We start from the raw sequence: 22,222 nt of genomic DNA on the forward strand, positions 1-22,222 counted from the left end.
GCCACACTTAATTAGTGTGGCTTTTTAGTTTGATAGCCCCAGTTCTTGCTTATGCTCAAGTTGATATAAGCTTGAATATTCACGTTTATGCACTTCAAATAAATACGCTCTTAATTGCTCTTTACCATGGTGAATATGCTTTATTTTAGCTGCTATGCCACACTCACTGTGCCTAACGGGTTCTATGTCTAATGATATAGCCGCTTCATTGGGTAAAATAAATTGCATATTTTGTAACTCATCAAGTTCACTGTTTATTGATGTGGGTTTTAAAAATATTCCTGTGCTTGAGATAGATTCAATGCAAAAACCTTGGCTTTGAATATTTAATTCACTCAATCGCCAGCTACGTTGAGTGCCTTTAGTATCAATCACTTCTGGGGCTGCTAACACAGTACTGAAATGGCCTAATTCATCGGTTTTAAATTGAAGTGGAAACCACAGTTGGTAATGAGCTACTTCTGCTAATAGGGTTAATTTAGCCTGACCAAGTAAATGCGCAATACCATCTGGTATTGATGTTTGTACTGTTAGTTTTGTTTCATTAATTAATGCTGTACTTTGACTAGGTTCAAACAACCCAGATAAAAAGTTAATTTCTTCGTCAGACAAATCCATGTATTTTCCTTAATACGTAAATCCTAGATTCTATTCCTTACAAGGTTACTGCCCAATGAATGACCAGTTTATTATTTTGTAAGATTTGGCCTGTACGGCTTTATTTTTATACAATTTATAATCTAAGCTTTCCTGGCTGAATTTATAAGTAATTGATTTAAAGTAATTATATTTGTTTTTAAGCTTGTTTAGTTAAATGATTGAATAGATTTTTTGGTATTCTAACCCCAATAACAGCAATAAGTTAAGTAATAAAGTGTACAAAATTAAAGCGCTCTTCAACGTTTTTATACCAACAATGCGTAAATGAGACTTAGGTCTAGCTTACGAAGCATAAGGAAATACTTAGAATAGCGCCCAAATAATAATGGGGTTTAAGGGGTTCCAAATGCAATTAGAACGAATTCGTCGTAGTGACTTACACAACAAAGTGATGTCTGCAGAGCAGGCCAGTTTATTTATTAAAGACGGCATGACCGTGGGCATGAGTGGCTTTACTCGTGCTGGTGAAGCGAAAGCTGTACCACGTGCACTTGCCGAGCGTGTACTTGAAAACCCAATGAAAATTAACCTAATGACGGGCGCGTCATTAGGTAACGACTTAGATAAGCTACTTACTGAATCAGGTGCGTTAGCGCGTCGTATGCCATTTCAGGTAGACAGCACATTACGTAAAGCAATTAACAACGGTGAGGTCATGTTTATTGACCAGCATTTATCAGAAACTGTTGAACAGTTACGTAATCATCAGTTAACTATGCCAGATGTAGCGGTCATTGAAGCCGTAGCTATTACAGAAGAAGGCCACATAGTACCTACAACGTCAGTGGGCAACTCAGCAAGCTTTGCTATTTTTGCTAAAGAAGTAATTGTAGAAATTAATATGTTACACCAGCCAGAGCTTGAAGGGCTGCACGACATATACATTCCATCGTACCGTCCAACGCGTACACCCGTGCCACTAGTGAAAGTAGATGACCGTATCGGTAGTACTGCTATTCCAATCGATCCGGCTAAAATTGTGGGTATTGTATTTACCAATCAAAGTGACTCATTTTCAACAGTAACCGACCCAGATGCCGATACCGCCTCTATTGCACGCCATTTAGTTAACTTTTTTAAAGAAGAAGTAGCGCAACAGCGCATGCCTGCAAACTTAGGCCCATTACAAGCGGGTATTGGTAACATAGCCAACGCAGTCATGATGGGTTTACTAGACTCAGATTTTAAAGACCTCACTATGTACTCAGAGGTACTACAAGATTCTACCTTTGACTTAATTGATGCGGGTAAACTTAATTTTGCCTCTGGGTGTTCAATTATTTTATCAGAGCGTTGTAACGCACAAGTATTTAATAACCTTGAAAAGTACCGCGATAAGCTAGTACTTCGCCCACAAGAAATGTCGAATCACCCTGAAATTGTGCGTCGTTTAGGTATTATTGCAATTAACACGGCACTTGAGTTTGATATATATGGCAACGTTAACTCAACTCATGTGTGTGGTACTAAAATGATGAACGGTATTGGTGGTTCAGGCGACTTTGCACGTAATGCCCATGTATCGGTGTTTGTAACTAAATCAATTGCTAAAGGCGGCGCTATTTCAAGCGTGGTACCTATGGTAAGCCACGTCGATCATACCGAGCACGATGTTGATATTTTAGTGACCGAGCAAGGCCTTGCTGATTTACGTGGATTAGCGCCACGCGAACGGGCTGTTGAAGTAATTAAACACTGTGTACACCCCGATTATCGCAACGCTATGCTTGATTACTACGAGCGTGCTTGTGCACGTGGCGGCCATACGCCTCATATTTTAGAAGAAGCATTCAGCTGGCATACCCGCCTTGAACAACAAGGCACAATGAAGCAAAGCTAATACTTAAAACCCCGCATTTGCGGGGTTTTTACAAATACTTTTAATTTTGCTTTACAGAATGTTGTTATGACTTTGCCTATAAGGTGGTTTAAGTTTTTACTGTGTGCTGTAAAATAACCGCATATTATTGACAGACTCGCTATGGCGAGCAACACATAGAGCAACCACAATGGAAAACAAACTAACTGCAATCGACACCCTCGCTGAACTTGAAAGCTTTTTACTGCAAGTTGAAAACGGCGGCTTAGGTTTAACCGGCGTAGCAGGCGTGGGCATGGCAACTAACAATGCTGACGGCAGCCGTTTTGTTGCGGTGTTTGATGACAAGCAACAACTTTTATTAGCACGCGAAATTACCGAAGAGATTTTCCAAAGCGGCCAAGACATGGTGCGCAACGGTGTAGGGCGTAAGCACTAATACCTTACTACTAATTTAAAAAGCGCCAAATGGCGCTTTTTTTGTGGTTTATTTTAAACAGGTGTTAAATATAAAATAAATTTATACTAACGGTGCTCTTTGTAATGGTTTTACTATATAGAAACAAATAATCGATAAGGTGAGATTATGATGATTCAACCGTTATCAGGTGTTAGTTAGTATGGACTTTATTGCTATTGGACTCTTCTTTTTAGTCCTTCTAATCGCTTTATCTATTGTTTGGGGCACGCTAAAAACGGGAATTTCACCGATGATGAGCTCAAGCAAAGCGCGCCAAACTATGCTTGCTGCAATAAGCATGGATGAAAAAGGCGCATTAATTGATTTAGGTTCAGGTTGGGGAACGCTTGTTATACCGGTTGCCAAAAAGCATCCTAATAAACAGGTTATTGGCTATGAGTTATCGTGGTTTCCTTGGATGGTTTCAGTGCTTTTTAAATATAGTTTGGGTTTAAATAATCTTACCCTCTATCGTAAAGACTTTAAAAATGCCGATTTTAGTACAGTGTCTACTCTGGTGTGTTACTTGTTTCCTGGTGGTATGGTAGCGCTTGAAGAAAAGTTAAAACATGACGTAGTTAATAATAAAATCACTATTGTGAGTAACACCTTCGCTTTGCCATCATATAAACCAACTAACGTTATCACGCTTAAAGATTTTTACCAAACACCGATTTATGTGTATCACTGGCAACCCAAATAGATGAGTATTATTTAGGGTCAGTGCTTAGTTGATGTCATATTTTTTATCCATAAGTTCATCTTCTCTGCAGACATTGGTTTGGCAATATAATAACCTTGCCCATGATAGCAACCCATGCCTATAAGTACTTTTTCGAGCTCTTGTGACTCTATCCCCTCTGCAACTAGGTTATACCCAAATGCTTTACTTAGCGCCACGATACACGTAACGATGGACTTGTCTTCATGGTCTGATAGGAGCTTTTTAACAAAGCTTTGATCTATTTTTAATGTATCTAAAGGTAATTTTTTTAAGTAACTCAACGAAGCGTAACCTGTACCAAAGTCGTCTAGCGCAATACTTACCCCTAAATTTCGACAACCATTTAGAACGTCGACTGCTTGGTCAACGTTTCCAATTGTAGTGCTCTCTAAAATTTCCAATTCGAGGGTTTTTGGTTTTATATTATTAGTGCTGATGAGTAACTCTCTGAGGTTTTCAACAAAGCCCTCACTAAGTAAATGAGCTGGAGAGATGTTTACACTCATAGAAAGATGATTTCTTGTCCAAATTTTATGTTGTTTTAAGGCCTCAGCAAGTACCCATTCACCAATCAAAATACCAATGTGTGGGTGCTCTAATGCCTCTGAAAAGTGACCAGGGTAGAGTAAACCCAAAGTCGGGTGGTTCCAGCGTATCAAGGCTTCAACGCCAATCAACTGGTGATCCATCAAATTGACCTTTGGTTGATAATGTAAAATAAATTCTTTGCGGGCAATGCCTTTCTCTGCAGCCAATAATAAATCATGTTTTGCATGCCTTAGGCTTTCTTCTTCTGGATCAAAAAACAGAATCCGGTTTGTTCCTGATCTTTTAGCCTGGTACATGGTTTGATCGGCTCGGCGTAAAACGTCATCGCAGCTTAAGCCATCATTATTAGGAAGTGCAACGCCAATGCTGGCTGAAATTTGAACAGAGCACGAAAACGCTGCTAATTTTATCGGATCGTTTACCTCAATCAGCACCTCTTGTAACAGAGTCTCATATTCTTGTATCGTGTGCGCAGCCCCTCTTAATAAAAAGATAAACTCATCTCCGCCGATACGCGCGAGTGTGTCTTCTTCACGTAATGTGCTTTTTAGTCTTTGGGCAATAGTTTTCAAAACGAAGTCACCGGTTTCGTGACCGTATTTGTCATTAATGGGTTTAAAATTATCTAAATCTAAATAGGCAACGGCGAGCTTTTGCTCAGATGTAATGGCCTGTTGGAGTTGATCAATTAAAATAGGGCGGCTTGCTAAGCCTGTTAGGCTATCGTAGTGTGCCATGTCATGAAGTTTTTTTTCTAAGTTTGCGCGTTGAATGGAGCTAGATATAGAGTGTATCAACTGATCGCTTTTTAATTGATTTTTAAGTAAATAATCGCTTGCTCCTAGCCGCATAGCTTCTGCTGCTATTTTTTCATCTCCTAAGCCCGTGATCATAATCACAGCACAGTGGTTATTTTCAGTCTTTCTAATATTATTTAGCAGGGTAAGCCCCGATCCGATACCTAATCGGTAATCAACAATGACACAATCAAACTCACCATGTTCAAGATAAGACATCGACCTTTCAATAGAGGATGCCTCTGAAATTTTCGCCTGTATATTTGAGCGAGATATCATACGACGTATTTGTTCTCTATCAACCGCATCGTCATCAACAATGAGTAGGTTAATACTGTCGCAGGTTTCAAAATGATCTATTGAAGTTATCATATCCATATCTCTTGCAAAATGGCTTATTCAAGCTCAACGGCATGTATATAAGCATCCATAAGTGTCGCTAATTTGGCAAACTGCGGGCCAATTGCATGTTTCACCATATAACCTGCTACGTTGTTATGGTACGCGCGAGTGCGGTCGTTATCCTCATTGGAGGTCGTGAGTATAAACACAACAGTATCGTTTAATTTTTTATCTTTACGAATATGCTCTAAAAATTCAAACCCATTCATCACTGGCATATTCAGGTCTAGCAATACTAAGTAGGGCTCTGATATTACTCTTTGTTGTGCTTTTTCTCGTAACGCATCTAACGCAAGTTTTCCATTTTGTTTCCAAATTATTTTAATTTTAGGATCCACTTTTTTTAGGCTTCTTGTTACGGCTTCCGCGGCAACATCATCGTCCTCAACAAGCAGTATAGATAGATTTTTGATCATAAATTCTCTTTCCTTGCAAAGCGTGGCCACCAAACATGAAATGTAGACCCTTTTTGCGGTTCATTTGAGCTAACGGAAATGCGCCCACCATGAGCTTGTGCCAAACGCCGACTAATAGACAGCCCAATACCTGAGCCCGACTTATCGTCAGAGGTTGTTTGAAATAAGCTAAAAATACGCTCGTAAGCCTCTGGTGGTATACCGGGGCCATCATCAGTCACAGTGATATGGCAAAGCGTATTTTCTGCTACACAACGAATCTCTATAGTTCCCTCTTTACTGTCGTGGTGTTTAATGGCGTTACTTAATAAATTGCGGACAACGGTTTCAAGTGGCGTCCATGCAGTGACGATAGTATCTAATTGAATGTCTTTATGAAGCTTCATTCCAGCCGGTAAATCTAACAGTTCGGTAACGTTAGAAATTAATTTATGCATATCGATTACTTGAGTATCTTGGGTAGCTTTCCCCGCCCTTGCATAGGCCAATAAATTATCGATTAACTTCTCCATTTTATGAATACGATCATCAATACGCGTTAAGTTGTATTCTACTTCAGGCGTGGTAGTGCCTAAATCTTCTTTAATCCATTCAATTAAGTTTGAAATGCCCCGCAATGGAGAGCGTAAATCATGAGAGGCCACATAGGTAAACTCTTTCAGGCTTGTGTTATTTTCTTTTAGCTCAGTTTCCATTCGTTTTCGTTCTGTTATATCTAACAACGAAACAAATACCATGTCTTCATCATTGGTATTTATAAAAGGACTCAAGCCTACTTCAACCGGGAATTCTTTACCGTCTTTGTGTAACGCGGTTAAATCTCTGCCTACTCCCATACTTCTTACACTGGGTTCACGATGAAATGAATGACGAAGTGCTGAGTGATGTCCTTGGTAGCGCTGGGGCAATAGCATTTCCATTTTTTTATCGAGTAGTTCTATTTCACTGTAGCCAAAAGATTTGCATAACGATTGATTTACCGCTTGTATAATGCCTGCTTGGTCAACTATTAACACACCATGTGGCGCAGCCTGAATAGATCGTTGAAACATATTATTTGCGCGCAGCCTTTGCGATATATCAACCAGAGTGGCTAAAACTAATTCTTGTTGTCCGTGTATTGGGTTTAAACCTATTTCAATTGGGATTTGCTTACCACTTTTTTGACTCGCAAATAACTCACGGCCTTCACCCATTAAGCGTTTTCGAGGGTTAGCAAAAAACTGACTCATCAAGTGGGTATGATTGGCTTTAAATTGAGCTGGAAGTAAACTATCTATGTTCATCCCTATGAGTTCTGAATCCTCATAGCCCAGTATTTCAGATAGTTGATTATTGGCAAAAAGGATCTGAGCGTCAGTATTAACTACCATTGCCCCCATGGGTAAACAATTAACTAGTTGAGTTAAAAATGCTTCATCCATATTTACAGTTAAACTTGGTGAGTTAGATTTTTTATTTACTTTTTTAAGGTCCATCAAGCATCCCGCAAGTAAATTTAGTTCCCATAATATAGTAATAGTCGAACAAGTAATGAACAGCAAATCTAGCGAAAGATCATGTTATTTAAATGCTCATTTTAATAGTTTTTTCTTATATTTTAGCGAGTCATCATGGTTAAAAAAGGCACATTGATTTAGGATCGGGTTGGGGTATGTTGGTTTTAGTGCGTATTAAATATAGTTTGGGTTTAAATAACCTTACTCTTTATCGCAAAGACTTCAAAAATGCTTATCACAGTACTGCGTCTACTCAGGTGTGTTACTTGTTTCCTGTTGGTATGCTAGCGTTTGAAGATAGACTCAAATATGATGTAGCTAACAAAATGACCATGGTGAGTAATACCTTCGCTTTGCCATTACATAAACCAACTAAAGTGATCAAACTTAAATATTTCTACCAAACGCCTATTTATGTGTGGCACTCGCTACCAAAGTAAACTTTGCGTGAAGTCTTAACACAAACGGCAGCAGCTTTGTCGCGATTTTTAATTGCGATACTTATTGGCGCAATAAGCTAATATAGTGGTTTTTAAAAATGCTATTTAATATTAGTTTCGAAGATAGTTAAAAGCGATAACTAATCAGTTAAGAATTGTGATGTCTGAAGTCAAGATTTGCCCAATGTTTGAGCCACAAAGGGTTGCTTATGTGCAAGCATAAACCATAGAATTGTTACAGCGCAGTGTGTAAACACAGCCAGAAACTGGACTGACATTAGTACTAAACGATGACTGAGGCGAAAGCCAAAGGCATTAATTAATCATCAATAATGCTTAATTAAACTGCCTAAATTCATATGGGTGACTGGTGCATATTCACACCAATCGACGTCATTACTGGGTGCGTAGTCATATTTAAAGTGAGTTTAAATGATAAGAACACTTGGTTTTTGAATAAAAAGATCAAGAAAACACAGCTGCCTACTTGACCGGAACTTTCTAATGGGTGACCCTTTTGCTGTTCGTATGCATCGAGGAAGTGTAAAGGATACTATTTAAGGAAGCCTTATGTTGTTTAAAGTAAACGTTTTAAAAGAAAGCACTGATAGTTTGCAAACTGTGGAATTAGAAGAATTTTTTGGTGGCTGGGGCATTGGTGGAACTGGTTCTATATGGGATAATAAAGATGCAAGCCCTGAAGGTGATGTGTTATTTGATATGCTACGCAGTCAATTTTTTATAGGTATACCAGAGCAAGCTCCTGATGTTTTATCCGATATTTGGAAATCTATTGACTTAGGCCAGATAGAATACGAAGAGGCTCAAAATCGTTTAACTCAACTGTTTAATTGGATTAACGATTGCCATATATCAAAACCAAGGTGGGATGATTAACTTGCACCTCTCCCAATCCTGATATACTATTTTTCATGTTGAAGAAATCCGCTTAGTTTATGACTTGGCGGATTTTTGTTTTATAAGGATGTTGCATGACCCCTCAAGCAGATAGTAGTACTTTAGATCTTTTCCGAGAGCGACTAGCTAGCCCGTTCATCTTTACTTTTTTTTGGGTATCCTGTACGTATAATTGGAGACTTATTTATTGGTTCTTATATGAGCCTTTAAAACCAAGTTTGAAACTTATACAACTTCCTTTTGACTGGTTTTATTTAGAGCCGCTTGGTTTGACGTTTTTAATCATTACAGTTGTACCTTGGGTTAATAACTTAGTTGAGTTGTTAAAGCGTTATGCTGGTAATTGTTTTAATGAATATCTACATAAGCGCGGCTGGAAAGAAGTAGTCTCTAATGATGAACATTTGAAGGTGCTTGATGAGTTATCTATTTCAAAATCAAGGGCTCATGACTTAACAAATAAATATGATGAGTTGTTAATAAGAGAAAAGAGGGTAAAAGAAAGCTTGATTAAAGAGCGTGAAGAAATTTCAAAATTGCTGAATGATATAGCCTCTGAAAAATTACAGACTAGTTTTTATAAAGCAGGACAAAATGAAATAAAAGAAAAACTGCTTGAAGCTGATAAACTTTATCTCAATGCTCATAATAAAACTATAGAATTAACAAAAGAGCTTGAGAAAAATAGAAATGCATACCGAAAGCTTGTATTCGATAATGAATCACTTAATGGAAAGATGGATTTAATTAAATCTGAAACATGTAAGCTTAATAACGTATTTAAGCTTAATACACTAAGCAATATAACTACACCAACAAAGAATGAATTGATACTAGCAATACAAAGCTTAAGAAATATTGACAAAATATTGAAAGAGTAGTTTATTTGAATAGTTTGTAACCCGCACCCTGCGGAGGGGTCTATGCGTGTAAGAAAGCTCCAAAATGAAACTTCTTCTCAAACGCTTTCTAACTCCCGCCGGTATCTATGGAACATTCGGTGAGCTGTATGTATAACATACGTTATTTTGTTACACCGTTGAGCTTGAGTTGAAGAAAACCATAGGGGTAAATCTTGACTTCAGACATTACGGCTATTTAGCATCTACTCATAACTGCATATCAATGACCTCAAACCAATACATCAATAATTAAAGCAGTTACGTGCTTCTTTATTATTTGAAAAGTATTTAACTGTGGGGTCACATAATCTCAATACCTCTGAAATCAAAAAGCAGGAAAACAGTCAATAAATTGGTTGGTGCGACAAATATGCGATATTTTTATTATTAAATTAGCTAGTACGAAAGGAAAATGGTTTTTATTGAATAAAACTAAGTTTTGAAGGGATTTAAATGGTCGGTATGGAGAGATTCGAACTCTCGACCCCTGCCACCCCATGACAGTGCGCTACCAAGCTGCGCCACATACCGACTTCGACTGCAATAGTACGTGTATTTTTAAAAAAATCAATAAGCTTTTGTTTGTTTGGATGTTTATTGCGCAAGCGTTTAATATTAAGCGCTTGCGCCAGAAGTTTTATACGGCTTTACTCTTTATTTAACCACTGGTTGATCGTGTTATACATTTCATCTCGTAGTATTGGTTGCGCAGTTTTGTTAGGGTGTAAGTTATCGTTTTGCATTAGCTCGCTTTTGCCTGCTACTTTAAGTACAAAAAACGGCATTAAATACGAGCCTGTGGCTTTGCTAACACTGGCAAAGCTATCGGTGAACATTTTACTGTAACGTGGGCCATAGTTAGGTGGAATATAAATTTCCATTAGCGCGGTTTGTGCATCTATTGCTTGGCTTTTTTCAATTAGAGCGGTCAAGTTGTCTTGCATTTTAGTAACTGGAAAACCGCGTAGACCGTCATTAGCGCCAAGCTCTATGAGCACATGAGTTGGTTGATATTGCTCAAGCAATGCATCAAGTCTGCGCAGGGCGCCACCAGTGGTTTCACCACTAATACTGGCATTAACTAAGTTGATATTGCGTTGCTCGGCATCGTATTTATCTTGTAACAATTGCACCCAGCCTTGTTCTTGTTTTAAGCCATAGGCTGCGCTTAAACTGTCACCAAGTATTAAAATCGTGTTGTTAGCTGCCGCAGTAAGCGGGTTAATAACTAAAAATAAAATAAATACACAACGTAGGATTGAATGAGTCATATGTCAGCGCTTTCTCAATTAAATATAATTCAAGTAAATGGTTTGTCTAAAGTTGTATCTACCCTTGAAGGTGAGTTGTCCATCCTCAGCGACATCAGCTTTAATGTCAAGCACGGTGAGTCTGTTGCTGTTGTTGGCACGTCGGGCTCTGGTAAATCCACTTTATTAAGTTTATTAGCAGGGCTTGATACGGCCAGCAGTGGCGAAATAATGTTAGATGGGGAGCCGCTGCACGAATTAGACGAAGAAGCGCGGGCCGCACTCAGAGCTGCAAAAGTTGGGTTTGTGTTTCAGTCTTTTATGTTGGTACAAAGTTTAACTGCACTTGAAAACGTGATGCTACCGGCAGAGCTTGCAGGTAAAGAAGACGCCAAAGAACAAGCGCTCGCTTTGCTTGAAAAAGTAGGCTTAAGCCATCGGGTTGATCATTACCCGTCGCAGTTATCTGGTGGTGAGCAACAACGTGTTGCGATTGCCCGTGCATTTGTGGGTTCACCAAAAATATTGTTTGCCGATGAGCCATCAGCTAACTTAGATAGCAAAAATGGCCATATGATTGAGTCGTTATTATTTGATTTAAATAAGCAAAACGGTACAACCCTCATTTTAGTCACTCACGATGAAGCCTTAGCGCAAAAATGTGAACGCATTATTCAAATAGAGGCGGGGGAGCTGGTAAAAAATTCAACAGAGGAAATGGCAAATGTGGGCTAAATTAGCGCTTAAACTATTTTCTCGTGAGTTTCGCCGTGGTGAACTAACCGTAATAAGCGCAGCCATTGCACTGGCGGTATTAACCGTACTTACTTTATCTATGGTAACTGAGCGAATTGCAGAAAGTATTGCGCAAAAAAGCAGTGCATTTATAGCAGCAGATCGTGTTCTTGCCAGCAACCACGCCATAGATACCGCCTTTATAACCAAAGCAGAACAACAAAACTTACAAACTGCACAAATGGTGTACTTTGACACTATGCTGTTTGCAAACGATCAAATGCAGTTTAGCTCGGTAAAGGCGGCATCAAACAGTTACCCGCTTAAAGGCCAATTAAAAGTTAAGTCGGGTTTGAATGCTCAAACCGAGGTTGCCCCCGGTGCGCCAAGCCCTGGTAATGTATGGTTAAGTGAATCAGTTTTTTATAGCTTAAACATAAACGTAGGCGACCAAGTTGAATTAGGTGCCGCGTTATTTAACGTTGAAAAGGTAATTGTTGAAGAACCCGATGCGCCATTTAATGTGTTTTCAAGTAGCCGCAGGGTGCTTATAAACATAGATGATGTGGCAAAAACCGAAGTAATACAGCCAGGCAGTCGCGTATTTTACCGCCAGTTATATGCAGGTGATGAAAGCGACATCAACAGTTTTTACGATTGGTTAAAGCCGCAACTCAAAGAAAACCAAAATTGGTATGGTGTAAAAGACCGCCAGTCTCCTATTTCAAATAGCTTAAACAGAGCCGAAAGCTTTTTATTGTTAGCAGGTTTGCTGGGCATTATATTAGCCGCGGTTGCTATTGCAGTATCGGCTAAGCGCTATTGTGAGCGCCAATATGACCCAGTCGCAATGATGAAAACCTTAGGTGGCAGCCGCGATATGATCCGCAAAATTTACCTTATGCACTTATTAATGGTGTGTACCATGGCGGTAGTCGTTGGCCTTGCTATTGGTTACGGCTTACAAGAAGTTGCAACTGGTTACCTTGTAAAAAGCATGGGAACCGAACTGCCCATGGCAGGGTTTAAACCGTGGTTAGTCGCCATTAGCACCGGGGTTATTTGTGCGGTTATGTTTTCTATTAAGCCATTGTTAGATTTATTTGATATTCCACCACTTAGAGTGCTTCGCCGTAATTTAGGCGACCGCCTTGCGGTAAGTAAAATCCATTTAGGGCTTAGCGCCTTAACGGTATTTTTATTAATGTGGTTATTTAGTAACAATATTAAAATTACCCTTATTTTATTTGCCTCAACGCTTGCGCTTATTTTAGTGTTGTTTTTAATTTCTAAATTAATATTTGGCGGGGGCCGAAAGCTTGGCTTAAAGCCAGGTAACAGCTGGTCGTTGGCTATTGCGTCTATTCAAAAACGTGCCAACGTTAATGCGGTGCAGCTAATTAGTTTTTCGCTAGCGATTAAATTACTGTTGTTTTTAATTGTGCTTAAAAACGACATCATTTCGGATTGGCAGTCTCAGTTACCAAGCGATGCACCTAATGCCTTTTTGGTTAATATTACTCAAAATGAGCTGGATCCGGTAAATGAATACTTAGCGCAAAAAGGCATTCAGGTGTCGGAGTTTTACCCAACGATTCGTGGCCGCGTAAATGCAGTAAATGGCGAAGCAGTAGCACGTGAAGTGTCATTGCAAGACAACGAGAAAAAAGACGAAGAAGCCCGCTCAGGTATTGGCCGCGAGCTTAACTTAACTTGGCTTAACGAAGTCCCCTCACAAAATGACATTATCGATGGCCAGTGGTTTGGCGATGACGCAGTAGCTGAGGCCTCACTTGAAGAGTCGATGATGAAGCGCCTTGATGTGAAAATGGGCGATACCCTCACGTTTTTAATTGGTGCGCAGTCGTTCGACGCTAAAATTACCAGTGTACGTAAAGTTAATTGGGCCACGCTTAAACCTAACTTTTTCATTATTTTAAGCCCTGATGTGTTGAGCAGCTTTCCGGCCACGTATATTTCATCAGTACGTATTGAGCCTGAGCAAAAGCGCGATTTTAGCCAGCTATTGCGAGCATACCCTACTATTACAGCGATTGATGTAGACAACTTTGTTAAACAAATTCAATCGACTATTGAGCAAGTGTCGTTAGCTATTGGCTTTGTACTGGCTATTGTGGTGTTGTGTGGCGCGTTGGTACTTATATCGCAGGTGCAAGCAAGCTTAGGTGAGCGGATGCAAGAAATTGTGATACTGCGTACTTTGGGCGCTAAAAGCCGATTAATCAAAAATGCCACCTTGTATGAGTTTTTATTACTGGGCGGTTTAGCCGGACTGGTGGCTGCATTTTTCAGCGATATTGCGTTATTGATTGTTCAGCAGCAAATGTTTGATTTAGCGGGTAAGCTGCATCCTAACATATGGATTATAGGCCCCGCTGCTGGCGGCGTGTTTGTAGCTGGGTTAGGCTATTTTATGATTGCCCGTACGCTTAAACAAAATACCCAAGGCTTAGTGCGCGCTTTAGCGTAAACTTTGCGGCCAAATAGCGTTTAAATGCCTACTTTTTAAGTAGGCATTTTTGTTTTTGCTTTGTACTGGTAATTTATACAGTGCTCTGGCATTATTAGCACTATTAATAAATAACAATAATGAGAGTGCTGTTTGGCCATAATTTTAGGGATCGATCCGGGCTCGCGTTTAACGGGTTACGGTGTGGTTGCGCATCAAGGTGCCAAGTTTACATACTTAGGCAGTGGCTGTATTAAATTAGCCGATCATGACTTTCCCACCCGACTTAAAATGATTTACCAGGGCATTACGCAACTTATAGAGCAATTTTCGCCTGAAACATTTGCTATAGAAAAAGTATTTATGGCGCATAACCCTGATTCTGCTTTAAAGCTAGGTCAAGCCCGTGGTGCTGCGATTGTCGGTGCCTCTATGGCCGACTTACCGGTTTTTGAATACTCAGCACGGCAAATAAAGCAAGCCGTTGTGGGTAACGGTGGGGCAGATAAATCGCAAGTTCAACATATGGTTAAAAACATACTTAAACTGCCAGGTACGCCGCAAGCCGATGCGGCGGATGCGCTTGCAATTGCAATTTGCCATGCCCACTCTGAACAAAATTTAATAAAACTAGCGGGTAGCGCCAGCAAAACCGTTAGAGGACGTCTAAGGAAATAACAATGATAGGTCGCTTAAACGGCGTGTTAGTTGAAAAACAGCCCCCAGAAATACTATTAGAAGTGAGCGGCGTTGGCTACGAAGTACAAATGCCAATGACCTGTTTTTACGATTTGCCTAAAGTAGGCGACAACGCCATTGTGTACACTCATTTTGTAGTACGCGAAGACGCACAGTTATTGTTTGGCTTTAATAATAAAACCGAACGTGCGTTATTTAGAGAGCTGTTAAAAGCCAATGGAGTAGGGCCTAAATTAGGCTTAGCCATTTTGTCGGGCATGTCGGCGCAGCAGTTTGTAAGTTGTGTAAATAATGAAGATGCCACTGCCTTGGTTAAACTGCCAGGGGTGGGCAAAAAGACCGCAGAGCGCTTAGTGCTCGAAATGAAAGACAGATTAAAAAATTGGGGTAATGACTTATTTACCCCATTTAGCGATAGCGCCGTAATAGAGCCTGCGAGCGATGCAACTATAGCCAATAATGCGGCCGATGATGCGGTTTCGGCATTAGTGGCGCTCGGTTATAAATTGCCACAAGCGCAAAAAGCAGTAAAATCAGTAAGCAAACCCGATATGTCGACTGAAGTTCTAATTAAAGAATCTTTGAAATCAATGCTGTGAGTAAATTATGATCGAAGCTGATCGCTTAATAGATGCTGCTGAAAAAACCAACGAAGACACCATAGACCGTGCTATTAGGCCTAAGTTACTGGCCGACTATCGTGGTCAGCCGCATGTTAAGCAACAAATGGAAATATTTATTGAAGCTGCGCGCAGTCGTAGCGAAGCGTTGGATCACTTATTGATATTTGGCCCACCAGGCTTAGGTAAAACCACGCTTGCTAATATTGTGGCGAACGAATTAAACGTAAATATTAAAACCACGTCTGGGCCTGTGCTTGAAAAAGCGGGCGATTTAGCCGCATTGCTCACTAACCTTGAAGAAGGTGATGTACTGTTTATTGATGAAATTCACCGTTTGAGCCCGCAAGTTGAAGAAATACTCTACCCGGCAATGGAAGATTACCAGCTCGATATTATGATAGGTGAAGGCCCTGCAGCGCGTTCTATTAAGCTTGATTTACCCGCATTTACACTCATTGGTGCAACTACCCGTGCGGGATCATTAACTTCTCCACTGCGTGACCGTTTTGGTATTGTTCAGCGCTTAGAGTTTTACTCTGTGGAAGACTTATCGCATATTGTGGGGCGCTCAGCGCATTATCTTAGTTTAGAAATGTGTGATGATGGCGCGGCCGAAATAGCCAAACGTTCGCGCGGTACGCCACGTATTGCAAATCGTTTATTGCGCCGAGTACGCGATTACACCCAAGTAAAGTCAGACGGTACGGTTAATGCTGAGGTAGCTCAACAAGCCCTCGACATGATTGACGTTGATAAAAGCGGTTTTGATTACATGGACCGTAAATATTTACTCGCCATCATCGAAAAGTTTATGGGAGGCCCTGTTGGCCTTGACAACTTAGCCGCGGCAATAGGCGAAGAAAAAGAAACTATAGAAGATGTGATTGAACCCTTTTTAATTCAACAAGGATTTATTCAGCGAACGCCGCGAGGGCGAATTGTCTCTGATAATGCGTACCACCATTTTGGCTTGTTACCTAAAAAAGATTAAATAACCAGAATAACTAGACTCTTTCTAAAGCCACTGTCATTTTAACGACAGTGGCTTTTTAGTATGAGCAAAGGCTAAATTTAGACGTATTTTACTTTGCCAATAATTCACTGAGCGTTAAGACATATCAGGCTATTGTGCGCCTGCTGTAACGTTACTGAGGCCGAGTGTAGCTGATTTGACAAATTGCGGGCAAAAAAAAGCCCGCAAATAATGCGGGCAAACAACAAGTTTAAGGAAGTAATCTAGGGAACTACGTTTTACTTATTGAGGTCATACCCCAAGAAGTAAAAAAGTAATACGAAATAAATCATATTACGAAGAACTGGATTCAATGAAATAGCTTTCATTTAATGCGCTAGCTCGGTATGGGAGAATAATACCGAAGCGGCAGAATTTGTTCAAACTAGAAAATTTATATTTTCAGATTAAAAAAACTAATAGCAGGGGTTTTCTGTTTTTACTTAATGTTGCATGTTAATTAACCATTAATTCTATAAGTTAATGAAATGCTTTGTTTATGTATATTAACATATAAACGTTCGGTATTAGTTTTACTATTACGTTAAGGTAAGCGTGTAGTGTTTATGAGTGCTTATGCATTAATTTTGAATAAACAGCGTATTTTTGTGACTCTTTAGTGAAATTAAGCGGGCTTACAGATAGCTTTATTGTTATTTATTTATACAGTAAAACAAGAGTTAAGTAGTAAAACTATTTTTTTAACGTTTTTTGTTGGCTATTCACAGCAATATCGTTGTCAGCAGGAAATACACTAGATACACTAGCTGAACTTTAATGGTGGCTAATGTGTTACAAAGTTACCTTACTCAAATAAATCAATTTGATGTTTTTAATTATTTAGGAGTTTAACGTGGGATCAGGGCTTAATTTTTTAGATCTAATTCTAGAAGCCAGTTTGCTTGTGCAATTAGTAATGCTAGCGTTGGTTGCTATGTCGGTTATGTCGTGGGCTATTATTTTTCAACGTAAAAAAGCCATCTCTGACGCCTTAGCAAATGCCAAAAAATTTGAGCAACGTTTTTGGTCTGGTGTTGACTTAAGTAAGCTATATAACGAAATTTCATCACGCGGTGGTCAATCAACGGGTATTGAAGCGTTATTCACCTCAGGTTTTAAAGAGTTTGCACGCCACAAAAAAAATACCTTTCAAAGTGCAGGCATTGTTATGGAAGGCACGCACCGTTCAATGCGGGTTGCGCTTTCTCGTGAAATAGAAAAACTAGAATCAAGCTTATCGTTTTTAGCAACCGTTGGGTCAATTAGCCCCTACATAGGTTTGTTTGGTACAGTATGGGGTATTATGAATGCCTTTATTGCCTTAGGTGAAGTAAAACAAGCAACCTTACAAATGGTTGCACCAGGTATAGCAGAAGCTTTGATTGCAACAGCAATGGGTTTATTTGCGGCTATTCCTGCCGTTATTGCCTATAACCGATTTGCTAATAAAGTTGAAAAGTTAGAATCTCATTACATTAACTTTATGGAAGAATTTGCCAATATTTTACACCGTCAAGCAGCTACCCAAATAGAGGCTCAAGCGAATGTACCAGCGTAAAAAGCGTCGCCCAGTCGCAGAAATTAATGTAGTACCATACATTGATGTAATGTTGGTGTTGCTTATTATATTTATGGCCACTGCGCCATTGATAACCCATGGCGTAAAAGTAGACCTACCAAAAATGGAAGAGTCAGACTTGGTTGATACCAAAGATACGCCGCCCATTATTGCCTCTATTGATTCGCAAGGTAAGTATTATGTAAGCATAGGTACTGATCCGGAAGAGCCAATGGAAGCATTAGATGTAGCCGCTGTAATTAAACTACAACTAATGAAAAACCCTGATACTCCAGTAATGATTAAAGGCTCAGGCAAAGTGTCGTATCAAGAAGTGTTACTGCTCATGGATTTTTTGAAAAATGCAGGTGTACCATCGGTAGGCTTAATGACCGAATCCTTTGAGGGGACCAAGTAGTCATATGAATACGTCGTTAATCAAATCAGTAATACTGCATTTAGCATTAGGGGGATTTTTGTATGCATCAGCAAACATTCATCCACCTAAACCTAAAGTAATGGAAGTGACGCTTAATGCCACCATTCCTGAGCCAGAAAATGCGGTGTCTGCTGTGACCGTGGATCAACAGCAGGTTGAGCAAAAAATTGCTGAGTTACGCAAAAAAGAAGAAGATAAAAAGCGCGCTGAAGATAAACGCATTCGTGATTTAGAGCGCCGTGCAGCCGATGCACGTAAGCAAAGTGAATCTGAAGCAAGACGCATTAAAAAGCTAGAGCAGCAGCGCAAAGCTAAAGAGAAAGAAAGAGCCGAAGCCGAAGCTCAAGCTAAAAAAGCCCGCGAAATAGAACAACGTGAGCGAGCAAAAGCCAAACAAGCGCAAAAGCAAAAGCAAGAAGCTGAAGATGCTGCTAAAGCGGCTGCCGACAAACGCAAAGCCGAAGAAGCCGCGCTTAAAAAAGCGGAAGAAGAGCGTAAAAAACGTGCTGAAGAAGCCGAGCGTAAACGTCAGCAAGCATTGCAAGAACAAATACTGCAAGAGCAACTTGCCAAAGAGCAGGCTGCTCGTAATAAAATACGTCAACAGCAAGTAGTGAGTGAAGTTGATAAATACCGTGCATTAATTATGGCGCGTATTCAGCAAAACTTATTAATTGATGAAAAAATGAAAAACCAGCAATGCCGCATTAATCTCCGTCTTGGGTTTAATGGCTTGGTTACGCAGGTTAAGTCGTTAGGCGGTGATAAGTTAGTGTGTGAAGCTGCTTTAAGAGCGGTTCGCATGGCTGACACATTACCGGTATCGAAAGATAAAGACGTATTCGAACAATTAAAGAATATTAATATAACCATCGCGCCAGAGTTTTAAGGGATGACATGTTTAACAAAATTAAAATAGCCTGTTTAGTTTTAATATTAGGGTTTCAGGGCGTTGCACACGCGGCACTTGAAATTGTTATTACTGAAGGTATAGACGGTGCAAGACCGATTGCGATTGTGCCTTTTAAATACCAAGGTATTGGCCCTATTCCAGAGCAGCTTAGCGATGTTATTGCTGCTGATTTAATGCGCAGTGGTAAATTTAAGCCAGTTAGCGTTTCACAAATGCCTCAACAACCACATAAAGACGGCGATATTGATTACGGCGCTTGGGTTAATAAAGGCGTTGAAGCGGTTTTAGTGGGTGAAGTAGAACAGCAAACCAACGGACGTTACTTAGTACGTTATGAGCTTGTTGATGTTATTCGCGGCCAAATTACTGGCGGTGAAACACAAATGATGAGCAACGGTAAGCTTGTTCAAAGCCAAGACCATATTTTAGAAGCACGTCAAAGCGTAATTGGTGAAACTGGATTTCGTCGATACTCGCACCGCATTAGTGATGTTATTTATGAAAAGCTAACTGGCGAAAAAGGCGCGTTTTTAACAAAAATAGCCTATGTTATTGTACGTGATACCGAAGAAAAGCCTTATCAGTTAGTGGTTGCTGATTACGATGGTTTTAATGAACAAGTATTATTGCGTTCAAAAGAGCCATTAATGTCGCCGGTTTGGTCACCTGACGGTACTAAGTTAGCGTATGTAACCTTTGAAAATCGCCAGAGCCAAATTTATATTCAAGACATTTATACGGGTAAACGCGAATTGATCACCAGCTACAAGGGAATTAACGGCGCGCCGCAGTTCTCGCCAGATGGTAAAAAGTTACTGCTAGTGCTGTCAAAAGATAAAACTGGTGCAACTGAGGTTTACTTATTAGACTTACTAACACGTAAAGAGACGCGATTAACACGCCATCGTAGTATAGATACCGAACCTTCGTGGTACCCAAATGGTGAAGATATAGTATTTACGTCGGAAAGGGGTGGTAATGCTCAGATTTATAAGTTAAATTTAAAAACTGGCAGAACGCAAAGATTAACCTTTGACGGTGACATGAACCTAGCGGGTTCTATTTCGCCAGACGGAAAAGAATTAGTGATGGTAAACCGTACTAACGGACAGTATCATCTTGCTAAGAAAGAGTTGGCTACAGGTGCGTTTCAAGTTTTAACACGAACTCGCCTTGACGAATCACCGAGCATAGCGCCGAATGGCTCGATGATTATATACAGCACGCTCCACAATAATAAACAGGTACTTGCGCTAGTATCGATGGACGGCCGTTTTAAAGCACGTTTACCTGTGCTTGATGGACAAGTAAAGGCACCGGCTTGGTCGCCATATTTACAGTAATAATTGCTGGTTTACTCAAAATAGGAATCTACTCAATGCAACTTAACAAAATACTTAAAGGCCTGCTAATTGCTGTGCCAGTAATGACACTAGCAGCTTGTAGCTCATCTTCAGATATCGACGAAAATGCAGCTAACCAGTCAAACCAAGCAACTGTTGAGCAAACAACAACGGACACAGTTGAAGTAGCCACAATGACGCCAGAGCAACAAGCAGAAGAGCAACTTCGTCAAAAGTACGAAGCGCTTCGTCAAGAGCAAATTATCTACTTTGACTTTGATAAAGCGACAGTAGAAAGCAAATATGCAGACTTACTTCGTGCACACGCTGAGTTTTTAGTTAAAAATCCTTCTGTTAAAGTATTAATTGAAGGCCACGCAGATGAGCGCGGTACGCCAGAGTACAACATTGCACTTGGTGAGCACCGTGGACAAGCAGTTGAAAAATACCTACAAAGCTTAGGTGTTTCTGCAAGCCAAATGTCAGTAGTTAGCTACGGCGAAGAAAAGCCTATGGTTAAGACTCGCACAGAAGCAGCTTTCGCTAAAAACCGCCGTGCGGTACTAGTTTACTAAGATAAGAGATATTATGAAGCCGAAAATTATTTTGGCAGCCATGATATTGAGCGGGAGCACCCAGTTAATGGCTGCTCCCGCTCCTGTTTCAGAAGCTGCAAGTTCACAGTCAAGCATTGAAAAGCGTTTAGCAACACTTGAAAGTATGATGCAACAGCGTAATTTTTTACAAGTAGAGTTACAGCAACAGCTCAATTTACTGCAAGATGAAGTTAGTCAAATACGCGGAGTAACTGAAGAGCAAAGCTATAAGCTTGAAAAAGTACTCCAGCGTCAACGCGAGCTTTATCAAGAAATTGAGAACCGTGTTAGCCAAGCGTATGCAAAGCCGACGGCTCCAGCGCCTACAACAGACTACACACAGCCTAGTAATGAGCAGAGCTACAGTAGTGATTTATCTGAAAACGAAGCGTACGAACGTGCTGTTGCGCTTATAATGAAAGATAAACGCTACGACCAAGCTATTCCAGAATTTCAAGCGTTCTTAACAACGTATCCAAATTCAGTGTACACCTCAAACGCACATTATTGGCTGGGACAACTATTAACGATTAAAAATGACGGTGTAAAAGCAGCCGAGCACTTTAAAGTAGTTGTTAACGAATTTCCAAATTCAAATAAACGCCCAGATGCGATGTTAAAGCTTGGTACACTTTTACAAGAGCAAGGTTTGAAGGCAGAAGCACAAAAAATACTGAATGAGCTTATCAATCAGTACCCAAGTACAACTGCTGCTAAATTAGCCACAGATCGCTTATCAAAATAAATGTTGATGCTTGATTAGACTGCTTTTTGTCATAAGCGGTCTAAAATTGCTCAACTAGACATAAAAACTTAAAAAAAGAGACAATTTCGGTTGCACTCATTTTATAAATAAGTATTATAAGCGCCCGCAGCAAACGAATGGTAACCCCACTCGAAATGCGACAAAAAGAGCGGGTCATTAGCTCAGTTGGTAGAGCAGTGGACTTTTAATCCATTGGTCGATGGTTCAAGTCCATCATGACCCACCATTCTTT

Annotated in this window: 22 protein-coding genes and 2 tRNA genes; 18 read left to right on the plus strand and 6 right to left on the minus strand. The window is 40.0% G+C overall.

The genetic code is table 11. The features are described 5' to 3' along the window. Window positions 1–24 precede the first annotated feature (24 nt). Window positions 25–618 carry a hypothetical protein gene (locus N523_RS0117785; protein ID WP_013464625.1) on the minus strand — a complete coding sequence of 198 codons (594 nt, stop codon included), beginning with the start codon at window positions 616–618 and terminating at the stop codon, window positions 25–27. A 388-nt stretch (window positions 619–1,006) separates the two neighbouring features. Here N523_RS0117785 and N523_RS0117790 point away from each other — a divergent pair, with 388 nt between their 5' ends. The 3 genes from N523_RS0117790 to N523_RS0117800 all read left to right on the plus strand — a co-directional run bounded on the left by N523_RS0117790 (window position 1,007) and on the right by N523_RS0117800 (window position 3,642). Further along, window positions 1,007–2,500, plus strand: a complete 1,494-nt coding sequence (locus N523_RS0117790) for an acetyl-CoA hydrolase/transferase family protein (RefSeq protein WP_028835796.1) — start codon at window positions 1,007–1,009, stop codon at window positions 2,498–2,500. Between the two features lie 169 nt (window positions 2,501–2,669). After that, window positions 2,670–2,918 carry a hypothetical protein gene (locus N523_RS0117795; RefSeq protein ID WP_008114111.1) on the plus strand — a complete coding sequence of 83 codons (249 nt, stop codon included), beginning with the start codon at window positions 2,670–2,672 and terminating at the stop codon, window positions 2,916–2,918. A gap of 181 nt (window positions 2,919–3,099) precedes the next feature. After that, window positions 3,100–3,642, plus strand: a complete 543-nt coding sequence (locus N523_RS0117800) for a methyltransferase (RefSeq protein WP_028835795.1) — start codon at window positions 3,100–3,102, stop codon at window positions 3,640–3,642. Window positions 3,643–3,659: 17 nt separating this feature from the next. Here N523_RS0117800 and N523_RS0117805 read toward each other — a convergent pair whose 3' ends face one another. The 3 genes from N523_RS0117805 to N523_RS0117815 are packed head-to-tail and all read right to left on the minus strand — an operon-like array spanning window position 3,660 to window position 7,305. Further along, a complete protein-coding gene (locus N523_RS0117805; protein ID WP_231485863.1) occupies window positions 3,660–5,381 on the minus strand; it encodes a two-component system response regulator in 1,722 nt (573 codons plus the stop codon). 23 nt (window positions 5,382–5,404) lie between these two features. Then, window positions 5,405–5,827 carry a response regulator gene (locus tag N523_RS0117810; RefSeq protein ID WP_028835793.1) on the minus strand — a complete coding sequence of 141 codons (423 nt, stop codon included), beginning with the start codon at window positions 5,825–5,827 and terminating at the stop codon, window positions 5,405–5,407. Next, window positions 5,824–7,305: a PAS domain-containing sensor histidine kinase gene (locus tag N523_RS0117815; protein ID WP_028835792.1), complete on the minus strand. Its 1,482-nt coding sequence runs from the start codon at window positions 7,303–7,305 to the stop codon at window positions 5,824–5,826. The genes N523_RS0117810 and N523_RS0117815 overlap by 4 nt, the downstream gene beginning before the upstream one ends. Window positions 7,306–7,481: 176 nt before the next feature. On the opposite strand from N523_RS0117815, the gene N523_RS0117820 reads away from it, so the two are divergent. The 3 genes from N523_RS0117820 (at window position 7,482) to N523_RS0117830 (ending at window position 9,565) form a co-directional block, all read left to right on the plus strand. Then, window positions 7,482–7,766 (plus strand): hypothetical protein, encoded by a 285-nt coding sequence (locus tag N523_RS0117820; RefSeq protein WP_013464631.1) that lies wholly within the window; start codon window positions 7,482–7,484, stop codon window positions 7,764–7,766. Between the two features lie 570 nt (window positions 7,767–8,336). After that, on the plus strand, window positions 8,337–8,663 hold the full coding sequence (locus N523_RS0117825) for a hypothetical protein (RefSeq protein ID WP_028835791.1): 327 nt from the start codon (window positions 8,337–8,339) through the stop codon (window positions 8,661–8,663). Between the two features lie 95 nt (window positions 8,664–8,758). Next, entirely contained in the window at window positions 8,759–9,565 is an 807-nt protein-coding gene (locus N523_RS0117830; protein ID WP_028835790.1) for a hypothetical protein, read from the plus strand. Window positions 9,566–10,040: 475 nt separating this feature from the next. Here the strand turns inward: N523_RS0117830 and N523_RS0117835 are convergent. Both N523_RS0117835 and N523_RS0117845 read right to left on the minus strand, forming a co-directional pair. Continuing rightward, a tRNA-Pro gene (locus tag N523_RS0117835) sits at window positions 10,041–10,117 on the minus strand. 116 nt (window positions 10,118–10,233) lie between these two features. Continuing rightward, window positions 10,234–10,857 (minus strand): arylesterase, encoded by a 624-nt coding sequence (locus tag N523_RS0117845; protein WP_028835789.1) that lies wholly within the window; start codon window positions 10,855–10,857, stop codon window positions 10,234–10,236. Here N523_RS0117845 and N523_RS0117850 point away from each other — a divergent pair, their 5' ends adjacent. The 12 genes from N523_RS0117850 (at window position 10,858) to N523_RS0117910 (ending at window position 22,216) form a co-directional block, all read left to right on the plus strand. Continuing rightward, on the plus strand, window positions 10,858–11,571 hold the full coding sequence (locus N523_RS0117850; RefSeq protein WP_028835788.1) for an ABC transporter ATP-binding protein: 714 nt from the start codon (window positions 10,858–10,860) through the stop codon (window positions 11,569–11,571). Further along, window positions 11,561–14,062 carry an ABC transporter permease gene (locus tag N523_RS0117855; protein WP_028835787.1) on the plus strand — a complete coding sequence of 834 codons (2,502 nt, stop codon included), beginning with the start codon at window positions 11,561–11,563 and terminating at the stop codon, window positions 14,060–14,062. The genes N523_RS0117850 and N523_RS0117855 overlap by 11 nt, the downstream gene beginning before the upstream one ends. A 132-nt stretch (window positions 14,063–14,194) precedes the next feature. After that, entirely contained in the window at window positions 14,195–14,719 is a 525-nt protein-coding gene (ruvC, locus tag N523_RS0117865; RefSeq protein WP_008114131.1) for a crossover junction endodeoxyribonuclease RuvC, read from the plus strand. A gap of 2 nt (window positions 14,720–14,721) precedes the next feature. Then, on the plus strand, window positions 14,722–15,339 hold the full coding sequence (gene ruvA, locus N523_RS0117870; protein ID WP_008114133.1) for a Holliday junction branch migration protein RuvA: 618 nt from the start codon (window positions 14,722–14,724) through the stop codon (window positions 15,337–15,339). A 7-nt stretch (window positions 15,340–15,346) separates the two neighbouring features. Further along, window positions 15,347–16,354, plus strand: a complete 1,008-nt coding sequence (gene ruvB / locus N523_RS0117875) for a Holliday junction branch migration DNA helicase RuvB (RefSeq protein WP_013464636.1) — start codon at window positions 15,347–15,349, stop codon at window positions 16,352–16,354. An 874-nt stretch (window positions 16,355–17,228) separates the two neighbouring features. Further along, complete coding sequence (tolQ, locus tag N523_RS0117880) at window positions 17,229–17,933, plus strand: protein TolQ (protein ID WP_016899821.1); 705 nt, start codon at window positions 17,229–17,231, stop codon at window positions 17,931–17,933. After that, window positions 17,920–18,351 carry a protein TolR gene (gene tolR, locus N523_RS0117885; protein WP_016899822.1) on the plus strand — a complete coding sequence of 144 codons (432 nt, stop codon included), beginning with the start codon at window positions 17,920–17,922 and terminating at the stop codon, window positions 18,349–18,351. The genes tolQ and tolR overlap by 14 nt, the downstream gene beginning before the upstream one ends. 4 nt (window positions 18,352–18,355) lie before the next feature. After that, window positions 18,356–19,261, plus strand: a complete 906-nt coding sequence (gene tolA / locus N523_RS0117890) for a cell envelope integrity protein TolA (protein ID WP_028835786.1) — start codon at window positions 18,356–18,358, stop codon at window positions 19,259–19,261. 8 nt (window positions 19,262–19,269) lie between these two features. Beyond that, window positions 19,270–20,628: a Tol-Pal system beta propeller repeat protein TolB gene (tolB, locus tag N523_RS0117895; RefSeq protein ID WP_013464640.1), complete on the plus strand. Its 1,359-nt coding sequence runs from the start codon at window positions 19,270–19,272 to the stop codon at window positions 20,626–20,628. Window positions 20,629–20,663: 35 nt separating this feature from the next. After that, window positions 20,664–21,203, plus strand: coding sequence for a peptidoglycan-associated lipoprotein Pal (pal, locus tag N523_RS0117900; RefSeq protein WP_013464641.1), 540 nt, complete (start codon window positions 20,664–20,666; stop codon window positions 21,201–21,203). A gap of 13 nt (window positions 21,204–21,216) precedes the next feature. Continuing rightward, window positions 21,217–21,969, plus strand: a complete 753-nt coding sequence (gene ybgF / locus N523_RS0117905) for a tol-pal system protein YbgF (RefSeq protein ID WP_016899823.1) — start codon at window positions 21,217–21,219, stop codon at window positions 21,967–21,969. Between the two features lie 171 nt (window positions 21,970–22,140). Beyond that, window positions 22,141–22,216 (plus strand) — tRNA-Lys (locus N523_RS0117910). Window positions 22,217–22,222: the final 6 nt, after the last annotated feature.

Origin of the sequence: Pseudoalteromonas sp. 23_GOM-1509m, from assembly GCF_000518425.1 — a bacterium.
GTDB lineage: Bacteria > Pseudomonadota > Gammaproteobacteria > Enterobacterales > Alteromonadaceae > Pseudoalteromonas > Pseudoalteromonas tetraodonis.